The organism is Martinezella rhizogenes (assembly GCF_000799715.1).
Lineage (GTDB): Bacteria > Pseudomonadota > Alphaproteobacteria > Rhizobiales > Rhizobiaceae > Rhizobium > Rhizobium rhizogenes_C.
On the sequence record NZ_JUHG01000011.1, the window covers coordinates 412,966 to 429,009 of the forward strand.

General features: G+C 59.3%; 18 protein-coding genes and 1 riboswitch. Of the genes, 12 read left to right on the forward strand and 6 right to left on the reverse strand.

The genetic code is table 11. From position 1 onward, the window contains the following. Position 1: 1 nt before the first annotated feature. Positions 2–472 (reverse strand): low affinity iron permease family protein, encoded by a 471-nt coding sequence (locus EX00_RS05975; RefSeq protein ID WP_047455086.1) that lies wholly within the window; start codon positions 470–472, stop codon positions 2–4. A 118-nt stretch (positions 473–590) separates the two neighbouring features. Then, entirely contained in the window at positions 591–1,397 is an 807-nt protein-coding gene (locus EX00_RS05980; protein ID WP_047455088.1) for a DUF2189 domain-containing protein, read from the reverse strand. A gap of 172 nt (positions 1,398–1,569) precedes the next feature. Here EX00_RS05980 and EX00_RS05985 point away from each other — a divergent pair, with 172 nt between their 5' ends. From EX00_RS05985 to EX00_RS06005, 5 genes are all read left to right on the forward strand, one after another. Then, the gene (locus EX00_RS05985) at positions 1,570–2,124 is read left to right on the forward strand and encodes an RBBP9/YdeN family alpha/beta hydrolase (RefSeq protein WP_047455090.1); all 555 of its coding nucleotides are present in this window, start codon (positions 1,570–1,572) and stop codon (positions 2,122–2,124) included. Between the two features lie 267 nt (positions 2,125–2,391). Then, complete coding sequence (gene purC, locus EX00_RS05990; RefSeq protein ID WP_007696300.1) at positions 2,392–3,156, forward strand: phosphoribosylaminoimidazolesuccinocarboxamide synthase; 765 nt, start codon at positions 2,392–2,394, stop codon at positions 3,154–3,156. Between the two features lie 18 nt (positions 3,157–3,174). Beyond that, positions 3,175–3,417, forward strand: a complete 243-nt coding sequence (gene purS / locus EX00_RS05995) for a phosphoribosylformylglycinamidine synthase subunit PurS (RefSeq protein ID WP_007696302.1) — start codon at positions 3,175–3,177, stop codon at positions 3,415–3,417. Positions 3,418–3,520: 103 nt separating this feature from the next. Continuing rightward, positions 3,521–4,192 carry a phosphoribosylformylglycinamidine synthase subunit PurQ gene (gene purQ, locus EX00_RS06000; RefSeq protein ID WP_047455092.1) on the forward strand — a complete coding sequence of 224 codons (672 nt, stop codon included), beginning with the start codon at positions 3,521–3,523 and terminating at the stop codon, positions 4,190–4,192. A gap of 78 nt (positions 4,193–4,270) precedes the next feature. Next, complete coding sequence (locus tag EX00_RS06005) at positions 4,271–4,678, forward strand: hypothetical protein (protein ID WP_047455094.1); 408 nt, start codon at positions 4,271–4,273, stop codon at positions 4,676–4,678. A 71-nt stretch (positions 4,679–4,749) separates the two neighbouring features. Here EX00_RS06005 and EX00_RS06010 read toward each other — a convergent pair whose 3' ends face one another. Both EX00_RS06010 and EX00_RS06015 read right to left on the reverse strand, forming a co-directional pair. Further along, on the reverse strand, positions 4,750–5,703 hold the full coding sequence (locus EX00_RS06010; protein ID WP_047457491.1) for a threonine ammonia-lyase: 954 nt from the start codon (positions 5,701–5,703) through the stop codon (positions 4,750–4,752). Between the two features lie 22 nt (positions 5,704–5,725). Then, a riboswitch (ZMP/ZTP riboswitch) is annotated at positions 5,726–5,806 on the reverse strand. Positions 5,807–5,894: 88 nt separating this feature from the next. Then, positions 5,895–6,143 (reverse strand): DUF1127 domain-containing protein, encoded by a 249-nt coding sequence (locus tag EX00_RS06015; protein ID WP_047455096.1) that lies wholly within the window; start codon positions 6,141–6,143, stop codon positions 5,895–5,897. 103 nt (positions 6,144–6,246) lie between these two features. Between EX00_RS06015 and EX00_RS06020 the strand changes: the two genes are divergently transcribed. The 4 genes from EX00_RS06020 to EX00_RS06035 all read left to right on the forward strand — a co-directional run bounded on the left by EX00_RS06020 (position 6,247) and on the right by EX00_RS06035 (position 11,029). Continuing rightward, the gene (locus EX00_RS06020) at positions 6,247–7,665 is read left to right on the forward strand and encodes an aminotransferase-like domain-containing protein (protein ID WP_047455099.1); all 1,419 of its coding nucleotides are present in this window, start codon (positions 6,247–6,249) and stop codon (positions 7,663–7,665) included. Positions 7,666–7,797: 132 nt separating this feature from the next. Beyond that, positions 7,798–8,391 (forward strand): acyloxyacyl hydrolase, encoded by a 594-nt coding sequence (locus tag EX00_RS06025; RefSeq protein WP_080761209.1) that lies wholly within the window; start codon positions 7,798–7,800, stop codon positions 8,389–8,391. A 155-nt stretch (positions 8,392–8,546) separates the two neighbouring features. Next, positions 8,547–10,778 (forward strand): phosphoribosylformylglycinamidine synthase subunit PurL, encoded by a 2,232-nt coding sequence (purL, locus tag EX00_RS06030; protein WP_047455102.1) that lies wholly within the window; start codon positions 8,547–8,549, stop codon positions 10,776–10,778. Positions 10,779–10,795: 17 nt separating this feature from the next. Further along, positions 10,796–11,029: a BolA family protein gene (locus EX00_RS06035; protein ID WP_004108912.1), complete on the forward strand. Its 234-nt coding sequence runs from the start codon at positions 10,796–10,798 to the stop codon at positions 11,027–11,029. Here the strand turns inward: EX00_RS06035 and EX00_RS06040 are convergent. Together EX00_RS06040 and EX00_RS06045 are read right to left on the reverse strand one after the other, a co-directional pair. Then, positions 11,015–12,214, reverse strand: a complete 1,200-nt coding sequence (locus EX00_RS06040; protein ID WP_047455107.1) for a hypothetical protein — start codon at positions 12,212–12,214, stop codon at positions 11,015–11,017. The genes EX00_RS06035 and EX00_RS06040 overlap by 15 nt on opposite strands. A gap of 144 nt (positions 12,215–12,358) precedes the next feature. Then, on the reverse strand, positions 12,359–12,667 hold the full coding sequence (locus EX00_RS06045; protein WP_047455109.1) for a hypothetical protein: 309 nt from the start codon (positions 12,665–12,667) through the stop codon (positions 12,359–12,361). A gap of 374 nt (positions 12,668–13,041) precedes the next feature. Here EX00_RS06045 and grxD point away from each other — a divergent pair, with 374 nt between their 5' ends. From grxD to EX00_RS06060, 3 genes are all read left to right on the forward strand, one after another. Next, on the forward strand, positions 13,042–13,374 hold the full coding sequence (gene grxD, locus EX00_RS06050; RefSeq protein WP_047455111.1) for a Grx4 family monothiol glutaredoxin: 333 nt from the start codon (positions 13,042–13,044) through the stop codon (positions 13,372–13,374). Positions 13,375–13,514: 140 nt separating this feature from the next. After that, positions 13,515–14,747 carry a multidrug effflux MFS transporter gene (locus tag EX00_RS06055; protein WP_047455113.1) on the forward strand — a complete coding sequence of 411 codons (1,233 nt, stop codon included), beginning with the start codon at positions 13,515–13,517 and terminating at the stop codon, positions 14,745–14,747. 13 nt (positions 14,748–14,760) lie between these two features. Beyond that, positions 14,761–16,041: a multidrug effflux MFS transporter gene (locus tag EX00_RS06060; RefSeq protein ID WP_047455115.1), complete on the forward strand. Its 1,281-nt coding sequence runs from the start codon at positions 14,761–14,763 to the stop codon at positions 16,039–16,041. Positions 16,042–16,044: the final 3 nt, after the last annotated feature.

The following is a 16,044-nucleotide window of genomic DNA, read 5'->3' on the forward strand; positions in this document are numbered from 1 at the left end:
CCTATTGATCCGATTTTGAAGAGGCGGCGCTGACGATGCGCCGCCTTTTCTGTTTCAGGCGCGATTTCGCAGAGAGCTTATTTTCTCGCTGGCCATTTTCCGCCTCATCGCCGCGACTCTTCGCAGCTTTTTCCACCAGCCGGTCCAGATGTTTCAGATCCTCCTCATCGAGGTTCTCTATCCCGACGAAGCGGTTTTCCGCGGCACTGGTCAGGATGAGTTCGTTAAGCTTGGCCTGGATGGCGCGCGTATCGCGCGTCTGCGCGTTCTGCAGCAGGAAGACCATCAGGAAGGTGATGATGGTCGTGCCTGTGTTGATGACGAGCTGCCAGGTCTCGGAGAAGTCGAAGATCGGTCCCGTCAGACCCCAGACGATGACCGATAGCAGCGCCAATATGAAGACGACGGGTTTTCCCGTCCATTCCGAAACAATGGCGGCGAAACGCGCGAAAATATGCTTGAGCCTTGCCATGAACCACATCCTCGGCAGAACCGTATGCCATCCCCCGAGTTCGAGAGATGGACGCGGGTCAACGCCGCAAGATCACGGTGGTTCCAACCGATCCGGCCGGAACCACGTCAGCGTAGGCTTAGTGCGTATCGGCCGGCACCACGAGCTTGCGATAAAGATGCCAGGTGGCATGGCCGAGGATCGGCATGACCACGGCAAGGCCCGCAAAGATCGGGATCGTGCCGATCACCAGGAGTGCTGCCACGATCAGGCCCCAGATGGCCACGGGCACCGGATTGAGCAGCGTTGCGCGCAGGCTGGCGTCGACTGCCGCCACGACGCCGATATCGCGGTCGAGCAGCAGCGGGAAGGTGACGATAGTCGTTGCCAGGACCACGAGAGCGAAGATGAATCCTGTGAGATTGCCCCAGAACATCATCGCCATGCCCTGCGGCGTCGACAGCACGTTGGACAGGAACGACGATAGCGTCACCGGCACCGTGTCACCGAAAAAGGCCATGTAGATATTTTGCGCCACCACCAGCCAGACGACGAAGAAGGCAAACAGCATAAGGCCGGCGACGATGATCGACGGCAATGCCGGCGAAAAGCGCACATCGAAAGCATGCCGCCAGGAAGTATCCATTCCTCTTTCCCGCCGCATGCTGATCTCGTAAAGGCCGATTGCCGCCAACGGTCCGACCAGCGCGAAGCCGGACATCAACGGAAAGAGCAGCGGCAGCAGGTTGGCACCGGAGCTCCATAGCGTCAGGGCAACGCCCGCGATCGGATACATCAGACACAGGAAGACATAATGCGATGGTTTTTCTCTGAAGTCGTCCAGCCCCAGCTTCAGGGCATCGACGAGATCGGCAACACCGATCTTGCGAATGGCCGGACGCGTAAAGGTATGATCCGCGCCAGCCATGACGTGAAATGCCGCCATAGTATTGCTCCTCCTCATCAGCCTATGTGTTCAGCTGGCGGCGCGAAAATATCGGGCAAAAGAGGCGCCGACATCATCAATCGCTACCGGCAGCCGTCATCCTAGCAAATTTTGTCGCAATTGTCGCCTTTTCCCTTGACAGCCGGGGCTTCCTTTTCCACATCGGCACATCATGAAAGTCTCCGACGCAGATATTCTCATCGTTCCCGGTTACACCAATTCCGGCCCCGACCACTGGCAGACACGGTGGGAGCAGAAGCTCTCGACCGCGCGGCGCGTGGAACAGGCGGAATGGTCGAAGCCCGTGCGCGACGACTGGGTTGCCCGTATCGTCGAAGAAGTGAACGCTTGCACCAAACCGGTGGTGCTGGTGGCGCATTCGCTTGGCGTTCCCTCGGTGATCCACGCGATCCCGTATTTCCGCAACAAGGTGGCTGGCGCCTTCTTCGTCACGCCGCCCGATGTCGCCAATCCGAAGATCAAGCCGAAGCATCTGATGACCTTCGGCCCTTACCCGCTCGATCCCCTGCCTTTTCCATCGATGATCATTGCCAGCCGCAACGATCCGTTCAGCAGCTATGAGCATATCGAAGAACTGGCCCGCAGCTGGGGTTCGCTGCTGATCGACGCCGGCGAGGCGGGTCACATCAATGCCGATTCCGGCCATGGTCCCTGGCCGGAAGGCACGATGGTCTTTGCCAAGTTTCTGAGCGGCCTCAAGCCGTGACGGCGGCCAAGTATGATACAATGGCTCCATGCAAGTTGGAGTACTTGCCTGTGCAGTATCGGTGGGCTTCATTCCATCGTTAAATAAAAGCCTGTAGAACATAAGGTGACAGGATCCCGATTCTCGCATTGGTACCCCACCAAAGCCGGAATTCCGAGGAAGGAGGCGCTGGCGGATTGTGAATTTGCTTCTTATCCGTTATGGGGACGCCCACAGCTCGATCCACTTGCGCTACTCAGAGAGCGCCAACGACAGAGAACAATACCAATGAACCGTCGCCGCCGTATTTACGAGGGCAAGGCCAAGATCCTTTACGAGGGACCAGAGCCGGGCACACTGATCCAGTTTTTCAAGGACGATGCCACCGCCTTCAACAAGAAGAAACACGAAGTCATCGATGGCAAGGGTGTTCTGAACAATCGCATCTGCGAATATATTTTCAGCCATCTGAACAAGATCGGCATCCCCACGCACTTCATCCGCCGCCTCAACATGCGCGAGCAGCTGATCAAGGAAGTGGAAATGATCCCGCTCGAGATCGTCGTGCGCAACGTTGCCGCCGGCTCGCTCGCCAAGCGCCTCGGCATCGAGGAAGGCGTCGTGCTGCCGCGCTCGATCATCGAGTTCTACTACAAGTCGGACGCGCTCGAAGACCCGATGGTCTCCGAAGAACACATCACCGCTTTCGGCTGGGCGAACCCTGCCGAACTCGATGACATCATGGCGCTTGCCATCCGCGTCAACGACTTCATGACCGGCCTCTTCCTCGGCGTCGGCATCCAGCTCGTCGATTTCAAGATCGAATGCGGCCGCCTGTTCGAAGGCGACATGATGCGCATCATCCTCGCCGACGAAATCTCGCCGGACTCCTGCCGTCTCTGGGACATCGAAACCCATGAGAAAATGGACAAGGACCGTTTCCGTCGCGACATGGGCGGCCTGGTGGAGGCCTATTCCGAAGTTGCCCGCCGTCTCGGCATCATCAATGAAAACGAACCCGTGCGCGGCACGGGGCCGGTTCTCGTCAAGTAAAGCGCAGGAAGGACAATCGTGATCAAGGCTCGTGTAACCGTCACGCTGAAGAACGGCGTTCTCGACCCACAGGGCAAGGCCATTGAAGGCGCACTCGGCGCACTCGGCTTCGAAGGTGTAGGCCAGGTCCGCCAGGGTAAGGTCTTCGACCTGGAGCTCAACGGTGCCGACAAGGCCAAGGCCGAAGCCGAGCTGAAAGCCATGTGCGAAAAGCTCCTCGCCAACACCGTGATCGAGAACTTCAGCATTTCGATCGACTGATTGCCGTTTTCCGGGAGCCATTCTTTCTTTGTCTTGGACAATAGAGTATGGCTCGCGAACACCTCTAAGCCAGCACCTTTCGCGTAATCTCGGGAGCAGAATCATGAAATCAGCAGTCGTTCAACTTCCCGGTCTCAATCGCGACCGTGACATGATCGCGGCGCTGACCAAGATTTCCGGCCAGGCGCCCGTCACAATCTGGCAGACGGAAACCGAGATTCCGGATGTCGACCTGATCGTCATTCCCGGCGGCTTTTCCTATGGCGATTATCTGCGTTGCGGCGCGATTGCCGCCCGCATGCCGGTCATGCAGGCGATCAAGGACAAGGCCGATAAGGGCGTCAAGGTTCTCGGCGTCTGTAACGGCTTCCAGATCCTCGTCGAAGCCGGCATGCTGCCCGGCGCGCTGATGCGCAATGCCTCGCTGAAGTTCGTCTGCCGCGAGGTCAAGCTCGAGGTCACTAACGCCGAAACGGACTTTACCCGCGCCTATGCCAAGGGCCAGGTGATCCGCAGCCCAGTCGCCCATCATGACGGCAACTATTTTGCCGACGCGGAAACGCTGGCGGCGATCGAAGGTAATGGCCAGGTGGTGTTCCGCTATGCCGAAGGCACCAACCCGAACGGCTCGGTCAACGACATCGCTGGCATCATCAACGCCAAGGGCAATGTGCTTGGCATGATGCCGCATCCGGAAAACCTGATCGAGGCAGCCCATGGCGGCTCCGACGGTCGCGGCCTCTTCGCCTCCGCCCTCGACGTGATCGCCGCCTGAGGCGATCATCGGGCAATATCGCCCGGAACCGGCAAGTCGGCTGAGAGCAGCCCAACCTATTCATCGGAAATGAGATTAATGCGCCCTCGCCTCGCCACCGGACTGTATTCCGCCGCCGCTCTTACGGCTATCGGCTTCCTCGTCACCTCCTGCGGCACGCGCGCGCCAACCGCCATTACGGTTGATCGCACCGCCCTGACGACGATGGAACGCGTCATGATGAGCGCCAATGCATGCTGGTTCAAATCGGCCGATCCGGCCTTTGCCGGCTATCAGCTCGCGCCCGAACTCAATTCCTTCACCGGCCGCCCGCGTATTCTCGTGGTCGACAAGAAGCACCCGACCGGCCGCCCGTCTCTCGTCGTCCAAGCGGAAGGCAATCCGGCGCAGCTGCAGGCTTTCGGCCCAATGATGGGTGGCGCTTCCGGCGGCCGCATCACCGGCGACGTCAATCGCTGGGCCGCAGGCTCGAAGGGCTGCCAGTAACGGTTTCGCCGTCGCGATCCGTTGTCGGTGAGTAAGCCATCACTCGGATTTAAGCGGACGCACTTTTAGGGCTACCCAATCCACGCTTCGAACGCCTTGGGTTCGACATTGCCACCACAAAGAACGGTTGCCACGGTCTTGCCGGCAAAACGCTGTGGATTCTCAAGAATGGCGGCGACGCCAAGTGCGGCAGCGGGCTCGACGACAAGTCCCGAATGCAGGTATAGAAGTCGCATTCCCTCCTTGATGCTCCCCTCGCTGACCAAAAGGGCGTCATCGGCGACGACCAGTAAATCATCGAGAACTTCCGGGATTACATAGCGCCCGGCCACCCCATCGGCGATGGTGTTCGGGGCGCCAGCGTCCACAATCTGCCTGGCCTTAAGGGAAAGCGTCATAGCCGGTGCATTCCGGGGCTGAACCGTGATTATCTCCACACTTGGGCGCCGGCACTTCAGGGCATAGCCGATGCCTGTCGCCATTGCCCCGGCGCCGAGAGAAACCAGAACAGCATCCAGCGCTTGAGGAAGTTCCGAAAGCTCGAGCCCGATTGTCGCGGCACCTTCACAAGTGTCGAGATTCTTGCTGTCCTCCACGAGGAAGGCACCCGTTTCTTCGGCATGATCAGAGGCCGCTTGGAGTGCGGCTTCGATCTCCCCTTCGACCAACACCACATTTGCTCCGAGTAACCGCATCTTTTCCACCTTGAAGGCATTCGCGGTGGTGGACGCCGTCACCGTGACATCAAAGCTTCTCAGCCGGCCGCCATAGGCGAGTGCCTGGCCCAGATTGCCTGCGCTGGCGCAGACGACCGATTTCGTATCCCCTTGCGATTGTAGCCGTGCCAGAACCATCTCGGTGCCACGGCCCTTGAAGCAGCGCACGGGATTCATCGTTTCCACTTTGAGAACGACCCGGCAGCCCAGAGCCCGGCTCAGACTTTCACAGACATATTGCGGTGTATGCCGAAAGACCTTGTTTATGGTCGTGGCAGCGGTTTCGATTCGATCGATATCCAAGCGCATATGAGCCCCCATTTACGTTTCTCAGTAGGGCCCAGGCGGTCGGCATATATCGCTGCGTTCCACGATGGTTTTCCATCACAATCCGCCAGTCGCGCAGCTACTACAAGTTCGTTCACAGGCCAGGCAATGTCAAGCATGTGAATGGCCCCGGATAAGGCGGGCGCGCTAGCCTGATACGCGGCTCAGCTCGTTCAACCCCAGAAAAACGACTTGCTGACCTCGGTCTTCGCTTCGCTGTGGGTCAGCCCGATATCGCGCAATTGGTCATCCGTCAGATCCCGCAACGTCCAACGGCTTTCACGCTTCTCCATCCAAAGCGCAAGAGACGCCCAAAGATGGTGCGCCAGGAGCGACAGAGGCTGCGCCGGCTTGAAAGCACCCCACGATATCTTGACGGGCGTAGCGCCCTTGGAAAGGCAGATTGTATCTATTGTATCCATTTTGTGCTCGCAGAATTATGACAATAGGGATGTATCGAGCCAAACGATACAATTGACTCATAGTATTGACTCTATTTCCGAGGCAATCTAAGAAATTGTCATCATGACAAATTGGCTACCTGACATTTCCAGCGGGAACGGACCTGTCTACATCCGCGTCGCCGACAGCATTGAAAACGCGATCACCCATGGCATATTGCCGCCGGGGACGAAGCTGCCGCCGCAACGCAATCTCGCCTATGATATCGGCGTGACGATCGGCACCGTCAGCCGGGCCTACGCGCTCGTGCACGAACGCGGCCTCGTCGCCGGTGAAGTCGGCCGCGGCACCTACGTGCTCGACCGCATCAACAGCAAGCAGATCGAGCCGGTAGATCCGATCACGCAGGCCCTCGCCGGCACCCGTGGCCTGGAAACCCCGGATGGCAAGATCCGCTTCGATACGACGGCAGCACCCGATATAGGCCAAGGCGAGGTTATCGGCCAGCTTTTCGCCGACATCAGCCGCGATCATCAGGCGGAGATTTCTTCCTATTCACGGAGTTTCCCGGTAAATTGGTTCCGCGCCGGCCAGGTCTGGCTTGCCCGCAACGGCTGGAGCCCGGCGATCGAGACCGTCGTGCCGACGCTCGGCGCCCATGCCGCTGCCATCGCCGTCATTTCAGCCGTCACCTCCCCTGGCGACAAGATCGTCTTCGAGAACCTGACCTACACACAGGTCAGCCGCGCCACCCGTCTCCTTGGCCGCCGCTCCATATTGGTGGATTCCGACGAGCACGGCATAATTCCCGATGATTTCGAACGGCTTTGCCAGCAGCAACATCCGCGCCTGGCCTTCCTGATGCCCACGGCCCACAATCCGACGTTGACGACCATGCCGGAAGCACGCCGCCGCGCGATTGCCGCCATCGCCCGGCGACACAGCGTCTGGCTGATCGAAGACGATCTCTATGGCGGCATGACCGAGGATCCGAACCCGCTGATGGCGAGCATCGCGCCGGAGCGCACCTTCCTCGTCAGTGGCCTGTCGAAATCAGTCACTGCGGGCGTGCGCGGCGGCTGGGTCGCCTGCCCGCCGCATTTCGCCCAGCGCATCAAGGTCACCCACAAGATGACGACCGGCGGCCTGCCCTTCATCCTGGCGGAAACCTGCGCCCGACTGGTGCTCGAAGGCCACGCGCTGGCGCTGCGCCGCAAGGCAGTCGATGAAATCCGCGCCCGTGAACAATTGGCGCGCGAGGCGCTATCCGGCTTCGAATTCACCTCGCATCCGCATGTGCCGTTCCTGTGGCTGAAACTGCCGGAGCCCTGGCTTTCCGGCACATTCAAGAATGCAGCCCTCGCCGAAGGCGTGCTTGTCGACGACGAAGACGAATTCAAGGCGGGCCGCTCTGATAAGGTCTATCACCGCGTTCGTGTTGCCTTTTCTTCTCCGCAACGCCGCGATGATGTCGCCGCCGGCTTCATGACGCTACGCCGCCTTCTGGAAAACGGCTCGGCGGGCTACGACAGCCACATATGACGGCATTGTTGCGGTTTTGCTTCGGCTCCGAGAAAACAAGCCTTACTTAGTAACGCGCGCTTTACCTCGAATTCGAGGGTGCTACGATCCGGCCAATACGATGCGATTCGCTCGCCATATTGGGGGGAGTGCATGCTTGCTGTTTCCATTTTGAAACGTCTCTTTGGGAAGAACAGCCTTACAGCCATTTTTGTTGCGACTGGCTTTATCTTCGTTGCCAATGAATCTGCCGCTGCCGCGGACAATAAAATATTCGATGAACTGCGCTTCGGGGCGAGCGGGTCTATCCAAAGCGGATATGATCATGAAAAGGGCGTTTTCCCGGATGTCCAGGTGCTGTTCAATCCGTTCGGATACAATCCGACTGCGAACTGGAAGGACCAACTGGCCCATCCGCGCATCCATCTCGGAACCTCTGTCGGCACGGCCGGTTCCGCGACGCAATTCTACGGCGGCCTGTCCTGGACGCTCACGCATAGCAACGGCATCTTCACCGAAGTGGGCTTCGGCGGCACCATCCATACCGGCAACCTCGATGACTGGACCGAGCACGGCCCGATGCTCGGCTGTCGCCTGCTCTTTCATGAATATGCGGGCCTTGGATATAATTTCGACAGCCATTGGAACATGATGGCGCAGATTGCCCATTCATCGCATGCCAATCTCTGCGATGGTCCGAATGGCGGCATGACGCGGGTCGGGCTTATGGTCGGCTACAAGTTCTGATCGCCGGCAAGCGGCCGCAGATGATCAAGCCCGCGATTTACCTATTGTGAATCGCGGTCATTTTCCTGTCGCGCGACAGGTTCACATGCGCTAAAGAGACCCCAATCCCCTGACCGGCCTTCAAACCCTTTACAGGCAAGGACCTTCGAGCGCCCATGACCCTTTCGAACACGATCCAGATTACCCCGGAACTGATTGCCGCCCACGGCCTGAAGCCGGACGAATATCAGCGCATTCTGGATCTGATCGGCCGCGAGCCCTCCTTTACCGAACTCGGCATCTTCTCGGCCATGTGGAACGAGCACTGCTCGTATAAGTCCTCAAAGAAGTGGCTGCGTACCCTCCCGACCAAGGGACCGCGCGTCATCCAGGGTCCTGGCGAGAATGCCGGTGTGGTCGACATCGATGACGGCGACTGCGTCGTCTTCAAGATGGAGAGCCACAACCATCCGTCCTATATCGAGCCCTATCAGGGTGCGGCGACCGGTGTCGGCGGCATCCTGCGCGACGTGTTTACCATGGGTGCGCGCCCGATTGCAGCGATGAACGCGCTGCGCTTCGGCGAGCCGGACCATCCGAAGACCCGTCACCTCGTTTCCGGCGTCGTCGCCGGCGTCGGCGGCTATGGCAACTCCTTCGGCGTTCCGACAGTCGGCGGCGAAGTCGAGTTCGACGCGCGCTATAACGGCAATATCCTCGTCAACGCCTTTGCGGCGGGCCTTGCAAAATCCAACGCCATCTTCCTGTCGGAAGCCAAGGGCGTCGGCCTTCCCGTCGTCTATCTCGGCGCCAAGACCGGCCGTGATGGTGTCGGCGGCGCGACCATGGCATCGGCCGAATTCGACGAATCGATCGAGGAGAAGCGCCCGACCGTCCAGGTCGGCGACCCCTTCACCGAAAAATGCCTGCTGGAAGCCTGCCTCGAGCTGATGCAGACCGGCGCTGTCATCGCCATTCAGGACATGGGCGCCGCCGGGCTCACCTGCTCCGCCGTCGAAATGGGCGCCAAGGGCGACCTCGGCATCGAGCTTGATCTCGACAAGGTGCCGGTGCGCGAAGAGCAGATGACGGCCTATGAAATGATGCTGTCGGAAAGCCAGGAGCGCATGCTCATGGTGTTGCAGCCGGAAAAGGAAGCCGTCGCCAAGGCGATCTTCGTCAAGTGGGGCCTGGATTTCGCCATCGTCGGCAAGACGACGGACGACCTGCGCTTCCGCGTCATCCATCAGGGCGAGGAAGTCGCCAATCTGCCGATCAAGGATCTCGGCGACCAGGCACCGGAATATGACCGTCCCTGGAGGGAGGCCGACAAGCGCGCCGCCCTGCCCGCCAATCTCGTCGCAGCGCCCGAGGATTACGGCCAGACGCTTCTGTCGCTGGTTGGCTCGGCTAATCAGTCCAGCCGTCGCTGGGTCTATGAACAGTACGACACGCTAATCCAGGGCAACTCCCTGCAGCTTCCGGGCGGCGACGCCGGCGTCGTCCGCGTCGAAGGTCATCCGACCAAGGCGCTCGCCTTCTCCTCCGACGTGACGCCGCGCTATGTCGAGGCCGATCCGTTCGAAGGCGGCAAGCAGGCCGTTGCCGAATGCTGGCGCAATATCACTGCGACGGGCGCCGAGCCACTGGCCGCGACCGACAATCTGAATTTCGGCAATCCGGAAAAGCCCGAGATCATGGGCCAGCTCGTCGGCGCCATCAAGGGCATCGGCGAAGCCTGCCGTGCACTCGACTTCCCGATCGTCTCGGGCAATGTCTCGCTCTACAACGAGACCAACGGCGTCGGAATCCTGCCGACCCCGACGATCGCCGGTGTCGGCCTCTTGCCGGACTGGCAGGCGATGGCGCGCATCGGCTCGGCCTCCGAAGGCGATCGCATCATCATGATCGGCGTCGACGGCAGCCATCTCGGCTCTTCCATCTATCTGCGCGATATCCTCGGCTCGACAGACGGTCCGGCTCCGGAAGTCGATCTTTTCGCCGAACGCCGCAACGGCGATTTCATCCGCTCCGCCATTCGCAACGGCCAGGTCACCGCCTGCCACGACATTTCGTCGGGCGGCCTCGTGCTCGCGCTTGCCGAAATGGTCATGGCATCGGGCAAGGGTCTGCACGTCGAGCTTGCCGAATGCAAGGGACTACCGCATGCTCTGCTCTTCGGTGAGGATCAGGCGCGCTATGTCATTGCCGTTCCTGCCGATGTTGCCGATTTCGTCTGCATCAATGCCGAAAGCGCCGGCGTGCCTTTCCGTCGTCTCGGTACCGTCGAGGGTGACGCGCTCGCCATCGACGGCCTGCTGTCCGTTTCCGTTCAACAGTTGCGTCAGGCGCATGAATCGTGGTTTCCTGCCTTCATGGATGGCGGTGCGCTCGCTGCTGCCGAATAGAATGAGGTAAATCACTGATGCCAATGAATCCCGGCGATATCGAAGACATGATCAAGGCCGGCATTCCCGGCGCCAAGGTGACGATTCGCGACCTGGCCGGGGATGGCGATCACTATGCCGCCGAAGTCGTGGCCGAAGCCTTCCGCGGCAAGAGCCGCGTGCAGCAACACCAGATGGTCTATGATGCACTGAAGGGCAATATGGGCGGCGTACTGCACGCCCTGGCGCTACAAACCTCAGCGCCCGATTGAGGAAATCCGGACGCTGTCATTGCCGGGGCCGAAAGCGAGCTCCGGCATTTCTGTCTGTGTGAATGCAGCAAAACTGGATGCCGGCAGCGGGCCGGCCGTCAGAAGCGTGAAATCGAAGGGAGCTCGGACATCCGGTCCGAGCACATATTGCCGGTGTACGCGCAGGAAATCGCGCTTGATCTTGGCATAGTGCTTCGACGTCAGCATTTTCTTGAAGCGAATGAACAGGATCGTGGCTTGCGGCGCGTCCGCATGGCCACAGACCGCGGCGACTTTGGCTTTGTAGAAATGGATCGCGTCCGTCAAACAGTGAACGTCGAGCCAAAAAATCTCCTGGCAGCGCGCAAGCAGGCCGACGCGCGAACGCAGCGTCGAGGCGGTCCGCATCAATGCGCATTGCAGGATAGCGCTGCCAAGCGTCGTGAACACGACGCGCTTGCCCTGGAATAGCTCCGGCTCCCGCTCGAGCAGCAGGCCGATCACATGGGCGGCAACGCTCGATCCCATGCTGTGCGAGGAGATGACATATTCATCAGCCGGCTCATCAAGCGCCTGGCGCGCGCTGATCGCGCAAGCTTCGATCCATTGCTCCGCGCCAAGCCCGTTCAACCCCGCCATGGCGACCGCCATCTCCCAGTCGGCAAAGAGATGCAGCGTGTGCAGCCGTTCTGCCTGGGGCAGGAAGACGTAGATGAAGAAAGCCACCGCCAGCGCGATGCTGCCGATATGACTCCAGGACGGAAGCCCGAGGAGAGAGGGCAAAAGGGCCACGGACAGGCTGAGGAGCAGCCCGACCAGCATCAACAGGAACGGAAAGATAAAAAACAGACCGAAGCGCCAGGCGTGCCGGAAATAGCCCGTCATGTCACCGGTGGCCACAACCCTTCCGGCTGCGAGATAACCTTGTCTGAGTCGCGTGAAAAACGGCCTGCCATTCAGCTTTGCGACCAGATCATTGTGATCGAGGATATGGACGCGGCTATGGGTCTGCCAATCCACGCCCTTGGCATTCACATCGAAATACGGCGCCCTGCCGAAATTTTGCAACGAATCGACGGTGACCGAGAAATCCCATGCGGCGGCACTTTGCTTCGCCGAACGCTCATAACGCGCCCGGTGCATGGACGCATCCAATGGCTCGAAGCCAGGGAAGTGAAGGACCACCCTCTTTTCAATGTTACGCATAATGTACTTGGTTCCCCGGCGCACTGACGTGCATCGCATAGACATCAGAGACCGGCAACACCATGGCCAGCTGGCTTTTTCATGGCAGACCGCGATGAAAACTGACGAAGAGGTTCCCACGACATGGTTAAGGAAGCCTCTACGTCAGCACTCCCGGCCTGAATAGGGCGAGTAGTCGGCGCAGGGATCGGCCGGTGGCGCGGTCATTATCCTATGGATTGCCTGGGGCTGCGGCTGAACCTGCGGCGCTGCTGTCGTGGTCGTCGCGCGGTAACCGAAGGCGATGCTGAGCATCAGAACGATGGCGCAGACCGTGACGGCGCTGTTCAGTATCGATGCTTTGGGGGTTCGGACATGCTCATAATATTCCCGCTCGCCTTCGCTCGTCTCGCTGGAACCGTAAAAATCGCGTTCCTCTCCGACCTGGCCGTCAGAATAGTGATGATGGCTCATGATACCCACTCCCTCAAAATGCAATGCTCGCAAAAGGACAGGTACCCGTCATGCCGCCCACAGGCGCGCCTCAAAAACTTTCTTGCCACCGACTCCGAACACCCAGCAGCGTAATATTAAGCGTCCCTTGCTTCTTTTTATATGTGTTGTTCGGTTTCCGAGTTGAAGAAGCGATTTCAAAACGCACTGTTCAAAAAAAGGTGATAATTCCAACATGGCGCCGTCATTTGCAACGCATGTTGCGCGAAATCCCATTCATGCGATGAAAAACATTCGGGCACGTTATTGCGGCTGGAAATCGAACCTTCTCCTTGCTATTTAAGGAAAAGATTTGGATCTGCGGACCTTGACCCCGCAAGTGAAAGGACTGGAATATGAGCGGCATTAACGAATTCATCGAAAATGAAGTGAAGACCAACGACGTCGTTCTCTTCATGAAGGGCACCCCACAGTTCCCGCAATGTGGTTTCTCGGGCCAGCTGGTCCAGATCCTCGACTACATTGGCGTAGACTATAAGGGCATCAATGTTCTGGCCGACGCGGAAATTCGCCAGGGCATCAAGGACTATTCCAATTGGCCCACCATTCCCCAGCTCTACGTGAAGGGCGAGTTCATCGGCGGCTGTGATATCGTGCGCGAAATGTTCCAGGCGGGCGAGCTTCAGCAGCATTTTCAGGAACACGGCGTCAACGTTCGCGCCGCCTGACCGGTCACCGGGCTCAATCGTCCGGTTTCCATAGTCCAATTCGATTGATAAGGCGCTGTCGTTCGACAGCGCCTTGAAATGTTTATGGGAATAAAACCGTGACGACTCCATCCCAAGCCATGCCCCATTGGCAATTGCCCATGGGCAAACGCGAGTTTATAGCACTCGCGGCTTTCCTGATGGCGATCAACTCGCTGGCGATCGACATCATGCTCCCCGCTCTGCAGCAGATCGGCTCCAGCCTTGGCGTCGAAAACGAGAACCACCGTCAATATGTGGTAACGACCTATCTGATCGGTTTCGGTTTGGCGCAGCTGTTCTACGGACCCTTGTCGGATCGCTTCGGCCGCCGCCTACCACTGTTGATCGGCCTTGTCGTCTTCATCATCTCCGCTTTCGGCATAGCGCTCATCCCGTCTTTTGCCGGCCTGCTTGCCCTGCGCTTCATCCAGGGCCTGGGCTCGGCGGCAACGCGCGTCATCACCATTTCCATCGTCCGTGACATCTTCGGCGGCCGCCAGATGGCCGAGGTCATGTCGCTGATCATGATGGTCTTCATGATCGTTCCGGTCATTGCGCCGGGAAGCGGCCAGATCATCATGCTGGTGAGCACCTGGCACATGATCTTCGTCTTCATCGCCACCATGGCGACCCTGGTCGGCATCTGGATGTATTTCCGCCTGCCGGAAACGCTGAAGCCCGAAAATGTCCGTCCCCTCACCGTGAAATCCGTCGCAGCTGGTTTCCGCATGGTCCTCACGAACCGCGTTGCACTCTGCTACACGCTCGCCAGCACCTTCCTGTTCGGCGCGCTGTTCGGTTTCATCAATTCGGCACAGCAGATCTATAGCGGCATTTATGGACTAGGCGTCTACACACCCGTCGCCTTTGGCGGCGTCGCGGTGTTCATGGCCCTGTCATCCTTCATCAATTCGCAGCTTGTCGGCCGCTTCGGCATGCGGCGGTTGTCGCATGGGGCACTCTTCGGCTTCGCCTTCGTCACCTTCATCTGGCTATTGGTTCAGCTTTACGGTCCCGCGCCGATGCCCTTCGCGCTGTTTATGGTCTTCTTCGCGCTGGCGATGTTCCAGTTCGGCTTGATCGGTTCGAACTTCAATTCGCTCGCGATGGAACCGCTCGGCCATGTCGCAGGCACCGCCTCTTCCGTACTCGGCTTCATGAGCACGGTCGGCGGCGCATCGATCGGTGCCGGCATCGGCCAGTATTTCAACGGCACGGCAACGCCGATGGTCGTCGGCTACTTCACCGTCTCGCTAATCGGCATCGTCTTCGTCCTGATTGCCGAAAAGGGACGTCTCTTTCAGCCACACAATGCGCCCCCGCCGGCCGACCAGTCCCTCGCCCTTCATTGACAGGCATTTTTACATGACCTCGCCCCAAGTAAAATCAGCGGAGCCCACCGGCTCCGCGCGTATCGGCCTCGGCATCGTCGAATTCGTCATCATCATCGCGCTGATGACGGCGAGCATTTCGCTGGGCATCGACAGCATGCTGCCGGCCCTGCCGAATATCGGCCATTCGCTGGCGGTCGCCAATCCCAACGACACACAGATGGTCATCGGCGTCTATTTTCTGGGCTTCGGCATCTGCCAGTTGTTTTTCGGCAGCCTGGCCGACGCCTATGGCCGGCGGAACATCCTGCTCGGCGGCCTCGCCTTCTATACGGTGGCGCTGTTTGCCGCCGCCTGGAGTGGCAGCCTGACCATGCTTCTGGTGCTGCGTTTCACCCAGGGCGTCGGCGCGGCGGCTGTGCGCATCACCACCTTGGCGATCGTGCGCGATTGCTTCGGCGGCCGAGAAATGGCGCAGGTCATGTCCTACGTCACCATCGTTTTCATGATCATGCCGATGGTCGCCCCTGCTGTCGGTCAGCTGATCGTCGCCTATTCGAACTGGCAATGGATTTTCATCGCGCTCGGCATTACGAGCGCCGTTCTCCTTCTCATCGCATTCTTTCGGATGAAGGAGACGCTGCCGGATAACGAGCGCCTGCCGCTCTCCGTCAGTTCTGTCATTTCCGGCTTCAAGACGGTGCTGACCAATCGCATCACCTGCGGCTACATGATTGGCCTAACGCTCTATACCGCCGTTATCTGCGCCTACATCGTGTCGGTCCAGCAGGTGTTCGGCGAAGTCTATGGCCTCGGCGAGTGGTTCCCGATCGCCTTCGCAGCGACAGCAGCGGGCACGGCTGTTGCACAGTTCGCCAATGGCTATTTCGTTCGCAGCTTCGGCATGCGGCGCATCTCCCATGCCGCCATGATCGTCTTCACTCTTCTTGGCGCCTTCGGCTATGTCGTCGGAACGGCCGGCATGCCGAGCTTCGTGTTCACCTATGTGCTGATCTCGGTAATGCTGATGATGTTTGCGGTCATCACCACCAACATCATGGCCATCAGCCTGGAGCCGATGGGACATCTGGCGGGAACCGCCGCCTCCATTACCAGCTCGGTCTCCACCACCGGCGGCGTCCTTCTTGGCGGCCTTGTCGGCCAGATGTTCAACGGCACGCCTCAGCCGCTGATCGCCGGGTTTACCATTTTCGGTGCGCTGTCGATCCTTGCGACGCTATGGGCGGAAAATGGAAAACTCTTCACCCATCCCGGCGACAACCCGAAGCTGGAATCCGGCATGGGTCACGTCTGATCG